This is a genomic window from Actinoalloteichus sp. GBA129-24, from assembly GCF_001941645.1.
In the GTDB taxonomy this organism is placed as follows: domain Bacteria; phylum Actinomycetota; class Actinomycetes; order Mycobacteriales; family Pseudonocardiaceae; genus Actinoalloteichus_A; species Actinoalloteichus_A fjordicus.
Genome location: NZ_CP016077.1, coordinates 5,261,712 through 5,275,679 on the forward strand (window position 1 = coordinate 5,261,712; position 13,968 = coordinate 5,275,679).

The window sequence follows — 13,968 nt, forward strand, 5'->3', positions numbered from 1 at the left end:
CGGCGCGCGCCCGTCGGCGCTCACGACGTCGGGACGGCCCGCCCGCCCCGAGAACGACGCTGAGCCGGCCCAGGCGAGTGCGAAAGCTGCCTCGGCGTCCGACCACCGAACTAAGGTCGAAACGACCGGCCCCACGTCGGGCCGCCAGGACCGGCCGAGAACAGCCGGAGCGCAGGCGGGCAGCCGGCACAGCCGCCTGCTGACCCCCGACCACACACCAGCTCGACGAGGGAGCACGCATGCGGGCCGCACGGCTGATCTCGCTGGTCCTGCTCCTCCAGGCCAGGACCAGCATGACGGCGGGCGAGCTGGCCGCCGAGCTGGAGGTCTCCGAACGCACGGTGTACCGCGACGTGCTCGCGCTGAATGCGGCGGGCGTGCCGGTCTATGCGGAGCGCGGCGCTGCGGGCGGTTACCGGCTGCTCGACGGCTACCGCACGCGACTCACCGGCCTGAACTCCGCCGAGGCGCAGGCGTTGTTCCTCTCGGGCCTCGGTCGCACCCTGGAGGAGCTGGGGCTCGGAGCACAGGCGGGCAGCGCGCGGCGCAAGGTGTCCGCAGCGCTGCCTCCGACGCTGCGGGACGCCGCGGACGACGCGGCGCGGCGCTTCCTCCTGGACGCGCCGGGCTGGTTCGACGAGGCCGTGACTCCCCCGCTGCTGGCCGAGCTGGCGCGCGCCGTGTGGGAGGACCGGCGCGTGGCGACGCGATACCGTCGAGGCGCGCGTGAGGTCCGGCGGGAGCTGGCGCCGACGGCGCTGGTGTTGAAGAACGGCCGCTGGTATCTGGTCGCCGAGATCGACGAGGGCCACCGGGTGTATCGGGTGGACCGGTTCGTGACGGTCGAGCTGCTCGCGGAGACCTTCGACCGCGCGGGCTCCTTCGACCTCACCACGTTCTGGCGGGACTGCTCGGCGGAGTTCGTCCAGCAGATGCTCACCGTCCCGGTGACGCTCCGGGTCTCCCCGGCAGGCAGGCTTGCGCTGCCCAGAGTCCTGGACCCCTCGTCCGTACGGCAGGCACTGGCCGAGGCGGCGGAACCCGACGAGCAGGGCTGGATCACGGTGACCCTGCCCGTCGAGTCGATCGAGATCGGTGCCGATCTCCTGCTCGGGATGGGGCCAGAGGCGGAGGTGCTCGCGCCGCCGGAGGTGCGCGAGCTGATGGCCGACTCGGCCAGGCGCCTCAGCCTTCTGTACCGCTGAACAGCTCGAACGGCAGGTTGCGTCCCTCGGCGAACGCGTCCCAGAACGGACTGCTCGCGCGGCCGTTGACGTCGGTGAAGCCGTAGTCGGCGGCCAGCTCCACGACCGTGCGCAGCGCGCCGGTGTGGCGGCTGGGATCGGGGTCGGCGGCCAGCGCCGCGATGGCACGACCGATGAACTCCGGCGACTCGGTGTAGGGCGCGGCCTCCGCAGGCATGTTCTCGGTCTGCGTCCAGCCGGGCGAGACGGCCAGCGCCGTGCCGCCGGAGGGGCGGAGGTCCTCGGCCAGGCCGAGCGGCATCCGGTTGACCGCCGTCTTGGCGACGTCGTAGTACAGCTGGCCGTAGTACTCCGGGCCGACCGCCCAGGTGGTGACCGCCAGCAGTCCGTTCCCGGTCTCGGCCAGCAATCGCAGGCCGAACTGGGCCGTGAGCACGTGCGCCCGCAGCCCGGCGATCAGCATCGCGTCGAGCTGGCGCGGATCGGACTCCCACAAGGGCTGCGGGACGATCCCGTCGTCCTCGGTGGTCTCGTAGCCGCCCCAGGCGTTGGAGACCAGTACGTCGAGCCTGCCCGAGTCGGCCCGCACCCGGTCGAACAACGCCCGGATCTGGTCGATGTCGGTGTGATCGCAGCGCACCGGGATGCCGGTGCCGCCGCGCGCCGTGACCCGCTCCGCCGTCTCCTCGATGGTCTCGGGGCGCCCGGTGGGGCTGCCGGTGGCCCGGCTGGACCGGCCGGTGACGTACACGGTGGCGCCGTTCTCACCGAGCACCTCGGCGATGCCCCGCCCCACGCCCCGGCTGGCGCCGGTGACGACCGCGATCGTGTTCCGCAGTTGCACTGTCCTGTCTCCTCACGTCGAATCCGAACGTGATCGAGGGTGACAGCGAAACCTGACACCGGCTGTCTGGATTGTCCGCCGGATCGCGACCGTCCCCGGCACCCGACCGGGCCAGGGGCCGGGACGGCGGGTTCAGCCGTTCGCCAGCACCTGCCGGGTCATGGGGCGCAGGCCGAGTCGCCCGTCGGCCGTCGTGGCCTGTTCGAGGCGCACCTCGGCATGGCGGCCCCGGATCGAGACCGTCGCCACCTCGTTGCCGAAGTAGGGCCCCGCGAGTCGATCCCAGCTCAGCGGCGGGTCGGCGACGCCGGCTCGCCGGGCGGCGAATCGGGTGAGGCGGACGAGCGCGGGCCACCAGCCCATCCGGAACAGCCAGCGCATCTTCCTGGGTGCCGCGTTGTGCAGGGGCGAGCAGGTGAGCTGGTAGACGGGCGCGTCGGGGGCGTCGGGATACCGGGCCTTGGCGATGTAGCTGTGGTGGACGTCGCCGGAGAGCACCGAGGCCGTCGCCGTGCCGCTGCGCACCGAGCGCAGCAGCAGCGCCGAGAGCCGGTCGAAGGACTCGCGGAAGGCCGCCCAGTGCTCCAGGTCCAGGCCCTGCCGAATCCGCTCCCCTCGCTCGCCCCGGCTGCCGGGACGCGCCGAGGCGACCTCGTTGTGCGACTCGACGTCGCTGATCGCGGGCGGCAGCAGCCAGGGCAGAGTGCTGGCGAGGAACAGGTGCTCGACGTGATCCGGCGTGCTGACGGCGTTGTGCTCGATCCAGTCGAACTCCTCGTCACCGACCATCTTGCGGACCCCCTCCGCGACGACGCGGCCCGCCCGATTGTCGATCACCACCAGCCGCACCGGCCCGTAGTCGCGGCGGTAGCTCCAGCGGTAGGCCGTGGCGCCGTCCGCCTCGGAGTCCGCCCATTCGGCGAAGTCCTCCAGCAGCTCCAGTGCATCGCCGTCGCGACCGGAGCGCAGGACCCGCGCGTACACCTCGTCCTCGTCGAGGTCGACCGGGCGGAGATTGCCGAGATGCTGATAGATCCAGTACGAGGCCAGTCCGCCGCGAATCCGCTGCCGCCACCACGGGGTGGCGGCCATCTCGCGGCGCCAGGCCTGCGAGGTGTTCCAGTCGTCGCGGACGTCGTGATCGTCGAAGATCATCGCCGTCGGCACGGTGGAGAGCAGCCAGCGCAGCAGCTCGCCGGACCACGCCTCGCGGTAGAGGTAGGTGTACTCCTCGAAGTCGGCGACCTCGGTGCCCGGCGGCGTGGTCAGGTCGCGACGGGTCGCCAGCCAGTCCTGAGTCGCCGGGCTGGTCTCGTCGGCGTAGACCTGGTCGCCGAGCAGCAGCAGCGCGTCCGGCCAGTCCTGTTGGTCCTGGGCCGCCATCCGCTGTGCGTAGGCAGCCAGCGCGTGCGGACCGAGCGTGTCGGGACGGTCCACCGGGTCGACGCGCGGGTGCTGACAGGAGCCGAAGACCAGCGTGAAGTGCTCCGGACGCTGCGCCGAGGTGCGGATGCGGCTCGGCGGCAGGGTGGAACCCGGCGGCGGCCAGACCAGCTCCCCGTCGAGGCGCACCTCATACGGCGTCGCCGTGTCCGAGGGGAGGTCTCGCAGCACCACCAGCGCGTAGTGGTGGCCGCCCACCCCGAAGGTCGGCGTCGTGGTGCCCAGCACCTCGACATCACACGCCGCGTCGGTCTCCACCCACACCGTGGCGGAGTCGGCATCCGCGTAACGCAGTACCGGTCCCAGCAGTAAGCCCGTCACTCGCACTGCCTAGCGGAGGAAGTCGTCACCCACAAGGGTTGCGCGCAGAGTGCGATGCTCGGCACCAGGCGTGCGACGCGCGGACCGCCCCGCCTGCGGCCCGTCGCCCGAGGTGCGGCGACCACTCCACCGTGTGATCGTCGAGAAATGATCTCCTTCGGTTACACTCTGTTCACCGAGCAGGCACCGCCCCGGCAGCTGGTGTCCGACGCCGTCGCTGCCGAGAAGGCCGGTTTCGACTTCGCGGTCTCCAGCGATCACTACTTCCCCTGGCTCGACTCTCAGGGCCATTCCTCGTACTGCTGGAGCGTGCTCGGCGCCGTGGCGCACGCGACGAGCCGCCTCGAGCTGATGACGTATGTGACCTGCCCGATCATCCGCTACCACCCGGCGGTGGTAGCCCAGAAGGCCGCCACGCTGCAACTGCTGTCGGAAGGTCGGTTCACCCTCGGTGTCGGTGCGGGCGAGAACCTCAACGAGCACATCGTGGCGCACGGCTGGCCGCCGGTGAACACTCGGCACGACATGCTGGTGGAGGCGCTGCACATCATCGGCGGGCTCTTCGACGGCGGCTACGTCACGCACCGTGGCGATCACTTCCAGGTGGACTCGGCGCGGGTCTGGGATCTGCCGGAGCAGCGCGTGCCGATCGCCGTCGCGGTCTCCGGCGGACAGTCGATCCGGCGGTTCGCGGCGCTGACCGATCACCTGGTGAGCACGGAGCCGAAGCGGGAACTCGTCCAGAGCTGGGACAAGGCCCGGCCCAGCGGGGCGGCCCGCAGCCGCAAGATCGGCCAGCAGCCGGTGTGCTTCGACGCCGACCGCTCGGCGGCGATCGACCGGGCCCACGATCAGATGCGCTGGTTCGCGGGCGGCTGGAAGGTCAACTCTGAGCTGCCCTCCACCGCCGCGTTCGCCGCCGCCAGCCAGTTCGCCAGGCCGTCCGACGTGGCCGAGTCGATCCCCTGCGGCGACGACGTCGGCGCGATCGTGGAGTCGATCCGCCCGTTCGCCGAGGCGGGCTTCACCGACGTCGCGCTGGTGCAGATCGGCGGAGCGCATCAGGAGCCGTTCTTCCCCTTCGCCCGCGACCGGCTGCTGCCCGCCCTGCGATCGGAATTCGGCTGATGTCCGGAACGACCCCGCCGCCTTGCGAAGCCGACCGACCGAGACGAGGATGACGATCATGGCAGCCGAACCGCTTCCGCCGCATGTCATCGCCCTGCTCGAGGGCGCAAACCCCGCCGTGATGGCCACCCTCCGTTCAGACGGCACGCCCGTCTCGGTCGCCACCTGGTACCTGTTCGAGAAGGACCGGATCCTGGTCAACCTCGATGCCAAACGCACGAGGCTGACCCACCTCCGTCGTGATCCACGGGTCTCGCTCACCGTGATCGAGGACGGGAACTGGTACAAGCACGTGAGCATCCAGGGGCGGGCGACCTCCATCGAGGACGATCCCGAGATGACCGACATCGACCGGCTGGCCACCCGATACACGGGCGGCCCCTATCCGGATCGCACCCGTCCCCGCGTCAGCGTCTGGATCGACATCGACCGCTGGCACGCGTGGAACGTCGACTCCGGGTCATGATCCCGGCGCCGAGGCGGGTGGCGGTGGACGTCGCCCGCCTCAGCCGATCAACGGCCGGACGGCGTCGGCCAGATCGGTTCCCGGCCCGCCGAGCAGTGCACGCAGGTGCGGACTCGCCGTGGCGAAGACGCCGTTCTCGCCGAATTTGATCATGCTGAGCAGGGCGCCCGCCGCAGCCTCCGGCATCCCGGCGGCGGTCAGGACCGGCAGCAGCTCGGCGTCGGACGCCACGGTCCGCCGCACCGGCCGGTCGGCCGCCGCCGCCACGGCCGCCGCCAGCTCGACCAGGTCGAAGCTCCGGTCGCCGGTCACCTCGAACATCGGTCCCGCGTAGTCGCCGGTGAGCGCCGCGACGGCCGCCGCGGCGAGATCCGAACGCCCCGCCGCCGCGAACCGGGCGGACCCCTCGGGAGCGGGCAGCTCGCCCGTCTCGGCCGCGTGCCGGATCAGCGGGCGGAACGTCTCCAGGGCCAGGCCCAGCCGGAGCACGGTGTGCTCGACGCCGATCGATCGAAGATGTTCCTCGGTCCGCGCGTGGAAGACCATCGGCGAGAGCTGCGCCGCGACGACGCTGAGGTAGACGACCCGCGACACGCCCGCCGCGACGGCCCGGTCGATCAGGCCCGCCAGCAGTGCGGCGCCGCCGTCCGCTGCGCCGGTCCCGTTCGCTACCGGAGCGATGAGCACGCCCTCGGCCCCGTCGAACACCGCGTCCTCGGCCAGTGTCTTCTCGATCTCGTCACCGGAGAAGGCCCCGCCTGCCGTCGAGACGCCGAGATTCACGGTGCGATGGGCGATCCCATCCCCGCCCAGCCGGGCGAGGGCGGCGACGCCCAGCAGCTGATCCGCACCGACGACGACGATCATGACGGACTTCCCCCGATTCGATGGGTGTGGCGACGACGAGGCCACCGTAGTCGGCAGGTGGCATCCGGGAGGACCGATCCGGCGTGCATCGTGATCACGATCCCGCACCGGGCGCCGCCTCACCGCCCCCCGCCTTGCGGTCCAGCCATCGGATCAGCAGCGGAAGGACCGTCAACAGCACCACCAGCCGGATGAGGTGCATGCCCGCGACCACGGCGCTGTCGCCGCCCAGGCTCGCGGTCGCCGCCACCAGCTCGCCGACGCCGCCCGGGACCATGCCGAACACCGCGACGGTCTCGTCGACGTCGCCCCAGTGCGACAGCAGGGCGCCGAGGCCGACCCCGACGCCCAGGATCGTCACCACGGCGAGCAGGCCGGGTAGCAGCAGGCTGCGGAAGACCCGGATCAGCGATGGTCCCAGCGCCGAGCCGACCACGGTGCCCACCACCACCTGGGCGGCGATCTCCAGTGCCCTCGGCAGGTTCTCCGGCGTGCCGGTGATCGCGTGGAACGCGCCTGCCCCGGCGATCGCTCCGATGAGCGGCCAGAGCGGAACCCGCCCCAGCCTGGCGAGCAGTGCGCCGAGTAGCGCGGCGGCCAGCAGTCCGATGACCGTCACGCGGGCCCCGAGAACCAGATCAGCAACGGCATCACGACCAGCACCACCGCAGCGATCCGTGCGAGGTGGACGGCGACGACCACCTCGGCACGCGCGCCGACCTCCGTCGCGACCGCCGCCATCTCGCTGAATCCACCCGGCGAGCAGGCCAGCAGGCCGGTGCGCAGATCGATGTCGAAGCGGCGGGAGAGGAGCAGGGCCAGGCCGACGTCGACCGCCAGCAGGACGAGGATGCCGATCAGCACCGGCAGCGCCAGGTTCGCCAGGGCGGCCAGGCTGCCGCCGTCGAGCCGAGCCCCGGCCACGCAGCCGAGTAACAGCAGGCCCACTCGGCTCAGCCACCGAGCGGGCCGGTGGCCGGACCAGCGGATGTTCACCAGGGCGCTGCCCGCGACGGCGCCGAAGATGCCGCCTGCGGGCACCTGAAGCAGCAGGGCGACGGCGGCACCGAGCGATCCGCCGAGCAGCAGCCGCAGCGTCGGCAGCAGGCGGCGCACGGCCCCGGCCCCCCGCGCCCCGTCGTCGGCTGTCATCGAGCGCGGCTCCTCCGTCGGTGTGGCGGACCTGACCGGTCCGGATTCAGCAGGCAGGCAGGCAGGCAGGCAGGCAGGCAGAGGTGAGACTTTCACGCGCCGCGGGTCCGGTGCGTGCCTTCGTGGCCAACGCGACAGCCCTCGACCGCGTCAGCGGCCTCGCCTGCCTGCGAGTGGGAGCGGCCGAGCGTCTCGATCCGACCCGTCCTGGGCAGCCGAGGCATGACGGCGGCCGTCGCCGAGTCCCGTCGACGGTGACGACGCTGCTACGTTGAGTGCAGAGACGATCACCGACGCTCAGAGATCGACGTTCGGGAGGAGCACGACGATGGTGGACTCGGTTCTGGTGGCGATCGCCGCAGCGGTGGCGCGGCAGGCCTCCGGTCTCCTCGCATCCGGAGCACGCAGCGCCGTGGCCGCGTTGGCGAAGACCATCGGAGATCGCTTCGCCGACGATCCGCAGGCGACGGCGGCGTTGACGGCGGCCGCCGACGACCCGCAGGACGACCAGCGCGTCGAGCGACTCGCGGAGACGATCGACCGGGCCGCCCAAGAGGACGCCGCCTTCGCTCGGCGCGTGCAGACGCTCTGGGAGGCCGCCCGCACCGAGGGCACCGCGACCGGCGGCGGGGTCGTCAACCAGATCTCGGGTCGGGTGCAGGGCAACGTCGTGCAGGCTCGCGACATCCAGGGCGGCATCACCTTCGGCGGCTGAGCCGCGCGGTGCGTTCCGCGGCTGAGCCGCGCGGTGCGTTCCGCGGCTGAGCCGCGCGGTGCGTTCCGCGGCTGAGCCGCGCGGTGCGTTCCGCGGCTGAGCCGCGCGGTGCGTTCCGCGGCTGAGCCGCGCGGTGCGTTCCGCGGCTGAGCCGCGCGGTGCGTTCCGCGGCTGAGCCGCGCCATACCTCCAGTGGCCGAGCCGCGCCGCCGGCAGGCGAGCCGCATCCTGCATTCCGCCGCCGTGCCGCCGCACACCTTCGGCCGGCGCCGGGTCGTCGACGGCCATACTGACGGGATGAGCGCCGTGCCGCCGCCGTCCGAGGAGTCGCTGCTGGGACACGTCTTCCTGGTGCCGCACCGGGACGACGAGCGCACCCAGCACGCGGCGACGCGGACGGTGCTGGCCGCGCTGGGCGAGGCCTCCCCCGCACCCACCGTGGTGGCCGCCTACACGGCCCTGCTCCGGCCGTACTACCACTCGCTGTGGTGTCCACGGGCGATCCTGACCGCGCTGGATCGCAACTCGGAGCAGCGTCCGTATCCGATGGGCGCGGGCGCCGCCGCCGATCGGCTGGCCGAACAGGATCGTCGAGAACGCCATGCGGGCCAGGGTTCGTCTCGTGGCAGGCAGGCCGACGATCGCAGGCTCACCCCGTTGGAACGGGTCGTCCGCTCTCGGCTGGGCGACTGGAATCGGTCCCGCCCGCCGATGGAGGGCTTCCGCTCCATCGAGGAGTTGGCCGAGGCCCTGCACCGGCGAGCCCGCAACGAGCATCAGGCCGTGGGCCCCGTCGCGGCGCCGGGCACCCGAGCCAGAGCCGCCGCCAGATTCCGCAGGCCCACCAGGGCTGATGCGGTGCGTCGGGTCCGCGAATCGCAGGACAAGATCCGCAAGGCCCTCGACAGCCTCGGCCCCGCCTACCTCCCGCCGCCGTCCGCCATGTCACCACCCGAGGCGACTCGCCGGGCCTGGGAGACGACGCAGGAGGATCGCACCAGCTACTACCTCGATCAGGAGGTCTCCGCCGCCGAGCTTCCCGCCGTGCGCGCGCTGCGCAGTCACCGCGCCAGGCCCGACGGGGAGGCGCTGGACGAGGCCGCCCTCGCCGAGCTGACCGAAACCGCCCGCCAGGAACTGCTGCGTCACTTTCGGCGGCGACGGCGATCCTCGCGTTTCCGGGTGTCGATGGACGCGATCGGCGGCTATCTCGATGCGCTCGGCGACGACGATCCGCAGCGCCGTTGAGCCGCTCGGCGGTCCTGGAGACGTGCGCCGAACCCGGGACCGTCCGCCCTCCAGGTCAGAGTGGACAGCCGGACGATTCCGGCGGCGTCCGGGACGAGTGATCGGGCGCCGTCGCCGCCGTCACGACCCGCCATGCCCGCCCGCTGCGGCTACGGCATCGCCCTGCCCGGCCTGGCGGCGAAGGGGGTCGCCGTCGCCTCGCCCCACCGCGAACGGCTCCGGTCCGTCGCCCGGTCCCGTCGCCCGGTCCCGTCGCCGCCCCGGCTACCCGCCCTCGGTCAGGACGCATCCCGACCAGCCGATCATCGCGCCGGATGCCTGCCGCGCTCGGGCACCGAGACGGCCGGGTGCGTCTGGTCGCCGTCCCGGCGCAGGCAGTGCCTCCTCGCCTGCGATCCGACAGGCAGCGGCCGCCGCAAGCCCGATCACGACCTGTTCCCGGCAGGCGGATGACCGACCGCGGGCAGCACCGCCTCGTCGACGATGCGCGCCAACATCGCCTCGTCCGGCGGGCTGCCTGCATCGGCGAGGTGCTTCAGGACCAGCGCCTCGCCGATGTCGGTGACCACGTCGGTGATCCGGGCCGGGTCGAGGTGCCCGTGCTCCGCGTAGTGCACCAGCACGGTGCGGGTGAACCGCCCGCCCTTCTGGTCGAACACCCGCTCGTACAGCGCCCGAGCCAGCTCCGGGTGGCGGCCCCGCTCGACGACGATCGACTCCACGGCCCGCGCGGTGGGGGTGGCGAGCCACTCGACGAGGAACCCCAGTGCTCGGATCAGATCGCCGCGCAGGTCGTCAAGGCCGGGTGACACCGTCTCCTGTGGATAGCTGTGCTCCAGCGCCTCCAGCAGAATCTCGGTCGGGCTGGACCAGCGACGATGCAGCGAGGTACGGGCGGTGCCCGACCGCTGGGCGATGCCCGCCATGCTCATCCGGCCGATCCCGACCTCGCTGAGCTCCGCCAGGACGGCGGCGCGGATGGCGGCCAGCATGTCCTCCTGGCTGCGACGGGCCCTGGCACTCATCGTCACGTGCTCCTCACCGGTCGGGGTACCTGCTCAACCTAGGAGGGCGGCCCGACGCCGAGACAGGCGGCACACGCGGCCGACGTGCCGACGTCAGGCCAGGGCGACCACGGCCGTGGCACAGGGCCCGAGCACCACCACAGAACCCTCGGTCACGGAGGTCCTGGCCGGTCCGTCTCCCGTGCCGGTGTCCACGACGGTCACCCGCTCCGGGCGTCCCGCGTCGGCGAGGTCCACCGTGACGGACTCGGTCGAACGGTTGACCAGCAGGATGCGGCGGCCGCTCCCGGTCTGGAAGCCCTGAGCGTGCACGGGCGGCTCGGGTGCCAGCTCGCTGCCCGCGCTCGTCGTCACGAGCCGGTCGCCGGGACCGAACTGATCCAGGAGCAGTTGGAGAACCCGATAACGCGCGTTGGGTTCGCCGGTCTTCCAGTCGACGAGGCTGACGCCGGGGATCACCGTCGGGTAGCCGAGGAACTCCGCGGCGCCCACCAGTTCGATGCCCAGGTCCGCCAGCCGGGACCACAGATAGGCGATCACCGCCCCGCCGAGAGCCCAGTACTCCTCGGGGATGTCGGGCTCGGCGGCCATCACGTCGGGGGCGAAGCTGCCGATCTCATTGATGTGCGTCTCGGTGTGCGGGCTCAGCCTGCGCTTGATCGACTCCACGAGTTCGACCTTGTCCAGGAACCCGTCGGCCTGGGCGAAGAAGGTCGCGGGCCAGGTGTCGAACGGAGCGTTGCCCTCGGTGCCGACGGCGTTGCCCAGGGCGGGAGAGGCATAGAAGTGGTGGGAGACGGCGTCCACCGAGATGCCGGGCGCGTGATTCGCCGGGTCCAGGAAGTGCCAGAAGTAGTCGGCGTTGCGGGTGATCGGGCTCAGCGACAGGCCAACGAAACGCATGTCCGGGTCGAGCCCGCGCAGGCGCTGCACGACGAGGTCGTAGAGGCGGGTGTAGGCGGCGGGCTCCCAGGCGTGGCCCACGTCCGGCTCGCATAACACCTCCCAGTAGGCGAACCGGTAGTCGTGGTCGGAGACGTGACGGCGGCCGCGTTCGTCGGTGAAGCCGCCGTCGATGTACCACCTGGCGATCCGCTCGAAGTAGTCGGCGATCTCAGTCAGGGACTCGTCCCTCGGCGGGCCGCCCTGCTCGTAGTCCCAGATCGTGGCGTCCGGATCGGTGCCCAGCTCCGGTGCGGAGTCCTGGAACATCCAGCTCGGGATCGCCGCCAGATTCGCCACCACGGGCCTGCCTTCTGCGGCGGTCATGAAGTCGGCCAGCAGGGGATCGAGGTGGGCGAAGTCCCAGGACGTGCCGGTCTCGGTCGGTGCATGCAGCGCGGGCACGCCGAGGTGCGGATGGGTCCAGAACGACAGGAACCGGGCCTTGTCCGCTCGAAGGTCCCGCAGCGCCGCGAAGGCACGTTCGCTGATCGGCGAGCTGCGGCGCAGGGGCGGCGCGGCCCAGGCATGCGTGGTCAACGTGGTGCGCGAGACCCGCGTGACGTCATCCCAGTCGACGCGCACCGGGATCGGGGGCAGGGCGTTGTTCGCAGACATGTGTCCGTCCTCAGGTCAAGGAGTGTCCGATATGGACGGACGCCACAATAGCTACACCATCGTAGCTACACAAGTGTAGCTACGATGGTGTGCGCCTAGCCCTCTCGCGCGCAGTGCAACCCGCAACGGACGTCGGTCCACCGCGCCGACCGGGCCACGAGCCCGAAACAGGCCCGCTCAGTCGCTCGACGCAGGCAGGACCTCGCCGGTCTCCAACAGGGTCTTGAGGCTGGACAACAGCTCCGGCCAGGACTCGGCGTAGACCGCGAGCTTCTCGCTGCCCGACTCGAAACCGTCGTGGATCAGCGTGAGCCGTACCGTCGGTCCGGCCGCCTCGATCAGGAAGGTCGTCCTGGTCTGCGGCTCCTTCAGCGCGTCGGCACGCTGCCGCTCGTCCCAGCCGAGCTGATCGAGATGCTCCGGCGGCGGCGTCCCGTCGGTGTAGGACAGTCGATGATGGGGCTCGGACTCCAGGACCACCGCGCCGAGATCGCGGAACTCCTCGCCTGGCACGATCTGCACCTTGACGGGCGATCCCACCCGCCAGTCCGATTCGTAGGCGACACCCCAGTAGCGACGGGTGAACTCCGGCTCGGTCAACGCCTGCCAGAGTCGTTCCGGCGTGGTCTGGACGTAGATGGTGTAGACGAACTCCGTCGCGCCCATCGGCGGCCGCTCCAATGCTGTCGTGAGATCCGCGAGCGCCTGGAGCCGCCCGTGGTCGTACTGACTGATCCAGCGCCGGGTGACGGCGTTGATCGGCGCGGCGTTGAGGTAGTGCAGCTTCTCCCTGCCTCGCCACAACGTGGTCACCAGGCCTGCGGCGGCCAGGACCTCGAGATGCCTGCTGACGGACTGCCTGGTCATGGTCAATCCGACGCACAGCGCACTGAGGCTCAGTCCGCCGCGCTCGTTCAGGCTGTCCAGGAGCCGACGGCGACTGGGATCGGCCAGCGCCTTGAACACCTCGTCCACGTCCGCCCCGCCCGCTTCATGCAGCCTTCTGACTGCATGAAGATAGGCAGCCGAAAGGCTGCATGTCAACGGAAGGCGGAGTCGAGCGAGGCGACAGGCGAATCCCGGCTCGCGTTCGGCGGGCCTCGACGACCGCCACATCGAGCGCACCGCCGTACGGGAGCGGACGACGAAATCCGGGATGCCTGCGAAAGACGTCGAATCGACGAGTGTCTCGAGCGGCCACGCCTGCCCGGCCCCGCCAGGGACGGCGACGCCGCCGTCGTCTCCGTCGCGGCGGGCAGGCTTGTCGACGGCATGTCTCGTCCCGGCCCGACCGTGCCGGGCCGGGGACGTCGTCACCGTCCCAGGGCTCTGCCGAGTTCCGCCTTGCTCATCGTCGAGCGGCCCCGGATGCCGCGCCTCCTGGCGTCGTTGTACAGCTGAGCCTTGGTGGGCCCGCCCGGCCCCAGCCTCTTCCCGGATCGCTGACCGCCGCGCTTCTGCGGCGACATGTCCTGCACCGAGGTCTTGCTCCTGGTGCGCGACTCGCCGGAGCGGGCCCGGTTCTTGTTGACCGTCCGCGCCGCGATCTCCTCGGCGCGGCCCTCTCCCGTGCCGCGCTCCCGCTGCGAGTCCTTGATGTGGCGATACTGACGTTCCCGCCGGTCGTTCCACGACTGCTGAGGCACGATGATCATCCTTTCGCTGGATGGACGACATCCGTGGCGGTGACGGATTCGCGACAGACGTCGCTACGCCGCCGGGATGCGGACCGCACGGTGCCGACGCCGACGCCGAGACCGGCGGCGGTGTCGTGGTGGCGTGCCCGATCGATCAGGTGTCGGCGAGTCCCGCGATGGACCACGCCCGTCAGCCTCCTTCGACAGGCGGGCACGGCGACCGCCATCGGCATCGTCGTCCCTGTTCACCGCGTATGACGGCATCACTCGCGCACCTCCGCGTCCTGCCCATCGCGTTCCCTGCGGCCTCTTCGGTGAAACGTGCGCATCGGGACGGCCGGAATCATCCTGCCGCCG

General features: G+C 71.5%; 14 protein-coding genes. 5 read left to right on the forward strand and 9 right to left on the reverse strand.

Annotated elements, in window-relative coordinates:
• Positions 1-239: 239 nt before the first annotated feature.
• Positions 240-1,205, forward strand: coding sequence for a helix-turn-helix transcriptional regulator (locus UA75_RS22385; RefSeq protein ID WP_075741931.1), 966 nt, complete (start codon positions 240-242; stop codon positions 1,203-1,205).
• Here the strand turns inward: UA75_RS22385 and UA75_RS22390 are convergent.
• Positions 1,186-2,049 (reverse strand): SDR family NAD(P)-dependent oxidoreductase, encoded by an 864-nt coding sequence (locus UA75_RS22390; protein ID WP_075741932.1) that lies wholly within the window; start codon positions 2,047-2,049, stop codon positions 1,186-1,188. The genes UA75_RS22385 and UA75_RS22390 overlap by 20 nt on opposite strands.
• Positions 2,050-2,181: 132 nt before the next feature.
• Positions 2,182-3,813, reverse strand: a complete 1,632-nt coding sequence (locus tag UA75_RS22395; RefSeq protein ID WP_075741933.1) for an alkaline phosphatase D family protein — start codon at positions 3,811-3,813, stop codon at positions 2,182-2,184.
• Positions 3,814-3,963: 150 nt separating this feature from the next.
• On the opposite strand from UA75_RS22395, the gene UA75_RS22400 reads away from it, so the two are divergent.
• Positions 3,964-4,941 (forward strand): TIGR03557 family F420-dependent LLM class oxidoreductase, encoded by a 978-nt coding sequence (locus tag UA75_RS22400; RefSeq protein WP_157434652.1) that lies wholly within the window; start codon positions 3,964-3,966, stop codon positions 4,939-4,941.
• Positions 4,942-4,999: 58 nt separating this feature from the next.
• The gene (locus UA75_RS22405) at positions 5,000-5,407 is read left to right on the forward strand and encodes a PPOX class F420-dependent oxidoreductase (protein WP_075744092.1); all 408 of its coding nucleotides are present in this window, start codon (positions 5,000-5,002) and stop codon (positions 5,405-5,407) included.
• Between the two features lie 39 nt (positions 5,408-5,446).
• Here UA75_RS22405 and UA75_RS22410 read toward each other — a convergent pair whose 3' ends face one another.
• From UA75_RS22410 to UA75_RS22420, 3 genes are all read right to left on the reverse strand, one after another.
• A complete protein-coding gene (locus UA75_RS22410; protein ID WP_075741935.1) occupies positions 5,447-6,274 on the reverse strand; it encodes a hypothetical protein in 828 nt (275 codons plus the stop codon).
• Positions 6,275-6,368: 94 nt separating this feature from the next.
• Positions 6,369-6,893 (reverse strand): AbrB family transcriptional regulator, encoded by a 525-nt coding sequence (locus tag UA75_RS22415; protein WP_075741936.1) that lies wholly within the window; start codon positions 6,891-6,893, stop codon positions 6,369-6,371.
• Positions 6,890-7,426 (reverse strand): AbrB family transcriptional regulator, encoded by a 537-nt coding sequence (locus UA75_RS22420; RefSeq protein WP_075741937.1) that lies wholly within the window; start codon positions 7,424-7,426, stop codon positions 6,890-6,892. The genes UA75_RS22415 and UA75_RS22420 overlap by 4 nt, the downstream gene beginning before the upstream one ends.
• 328 nt (positions 7,427-7,754) lie before the next feature.
• Here UA75_RS22420 and UA75_RS22425 point away from each other — a divergent pair, with 328 nt between their 5' ends.
• Together UA75_RS22425 and UA75_RS22430 are read left to right on the forward strand one after the other, a co-directional pair.
• Positions 7,755-8,141 (forward strand): hypothetical protein, encoded by a 387-nt coding sequence (locus UA75_RS22425; protein ID WP_075744093.1) that lies wholly within the window; start codon positions 7,755-7,757, stop codon positions 8,139-8,141.
• 297 nt (positions 8,142-8,438) lie between these two features.
• Complete coding sequence (locus UA75_RS22430; protein WP_157434371.1) at positions 8,439-9,389, forward strand: hypothetical protein; 951 nt, start codon at positions 8,439-8,441, stop codon at positions 9,387-9,389.
• A 425-nt stretch (positions 9,390-9,814) separates the two neighbouring features.
• On the opposite strand, the gene UA75_RS22440 is transcribed toward UA75_RS22430, so the two are convergent.
• The 4 genes from UA75_RS22440 to UA75_RS22455 form a co-directional block, all read right to left on the reverse strand.
• Positions 9,815-10,414: a TetR-like C-terminal domain-containing protein gene (locus UA75_RS22440; protein ID WP_075741940.1), complete on the reverse strand. Its 600-nt coding sequence runs from the start codon at positions 10,412-10,414 to the stop codon at positions 9,815-9,817.
• A 93-nt stretch (positions 10,415-10,507) separates the two neighbouring features.
• Entirely contained in the window at positions 10,508-11,974 is a 1,467-nt protein-coding gene (locus UA75_RS22445) for a hypothetical protein (protein WP_075741941.1), read from the reverse strand.
• Positions 11,975-12,151: 177 nt separating this feature from the next.
• Positions 12,152-12,949, reverse strand: coding sequence for an ArsR/SmtB family transcription factor (locus UA75_RS22450; protein WP_075744094.1), 798 nt, complete (start codon positions 12,947-12,949; stop codon positions 12,152-12,154).
• A gap of 338 nt (positions 12,950-13,287) precedes the next feature.
• Entirely contained in the window at positions 13,288-13,620 is a 333-nt protein-coding gene (locus UA75_RS22455; protein ID WP_157434372.1) for a plasmid stabilization protein, read from the reverse strand.
• Positions 13,621-13,968: the final 348 nt, after the last annotated feature.

Coding starts and splice junctions, on each gene's coding strand:
- UA75_RS22425 (WP_075744093.1), top strand. CDS start 7,755: ATGGTGGACTCGGTTCTGGTGGCGATCGCCGCAGCGGTGGCGCGGCAG.
- UA75_RS22430 (WP_157434371.1), top strand. CDS start 8,439: ATGAGCGCCGTGCCGCCGCCGTCCGAGGAGTCGCTGCTGGGACACGTC.
- UA75_RS22420 (WP_075741937.1), bottom strand. CDS start 7,426: ATGACAGCCGACGACGGGGCGCGGGGGGCCGGGGCCGTGCGCCGCCTG.
- UA75_RS22385 (WP_075741931.1), top strand. CDS start 240: ATGCGGGCCGCACGGCTGATCTCGCTGGTCCTGCTCCTCCAGGCCAGG.
- UA75_RS22440 (WP_075741940.1), bottom strand. CDS start 10,414: ATGAGTGCCAGGGCCCGTCGCAGCCAGGAGGACATGCTGGCCGCCATC.
- UA75_RS22405 (WP_075744092.1), top strand. CDS start 5,000: ATGGCAGCCGAACCGCTTCCGCCGCATGTCATCGCCCTGCTCGAGGGC.
- UA75_RS22410 (WP_075741935.1), bottom strand. CDS start 6,274: ATGATCGTCGTCGTCGGTGCGGATCAGCTGCTGGGCGTCGCCGCCCTC.
- UA75_RS22445 (WP_075741941.1), bottom strand. CDS start 11,974: ATGTCTGCGAACAACGCCCTGCCCCCGATCCCGGTGCGCGTCGACTGG.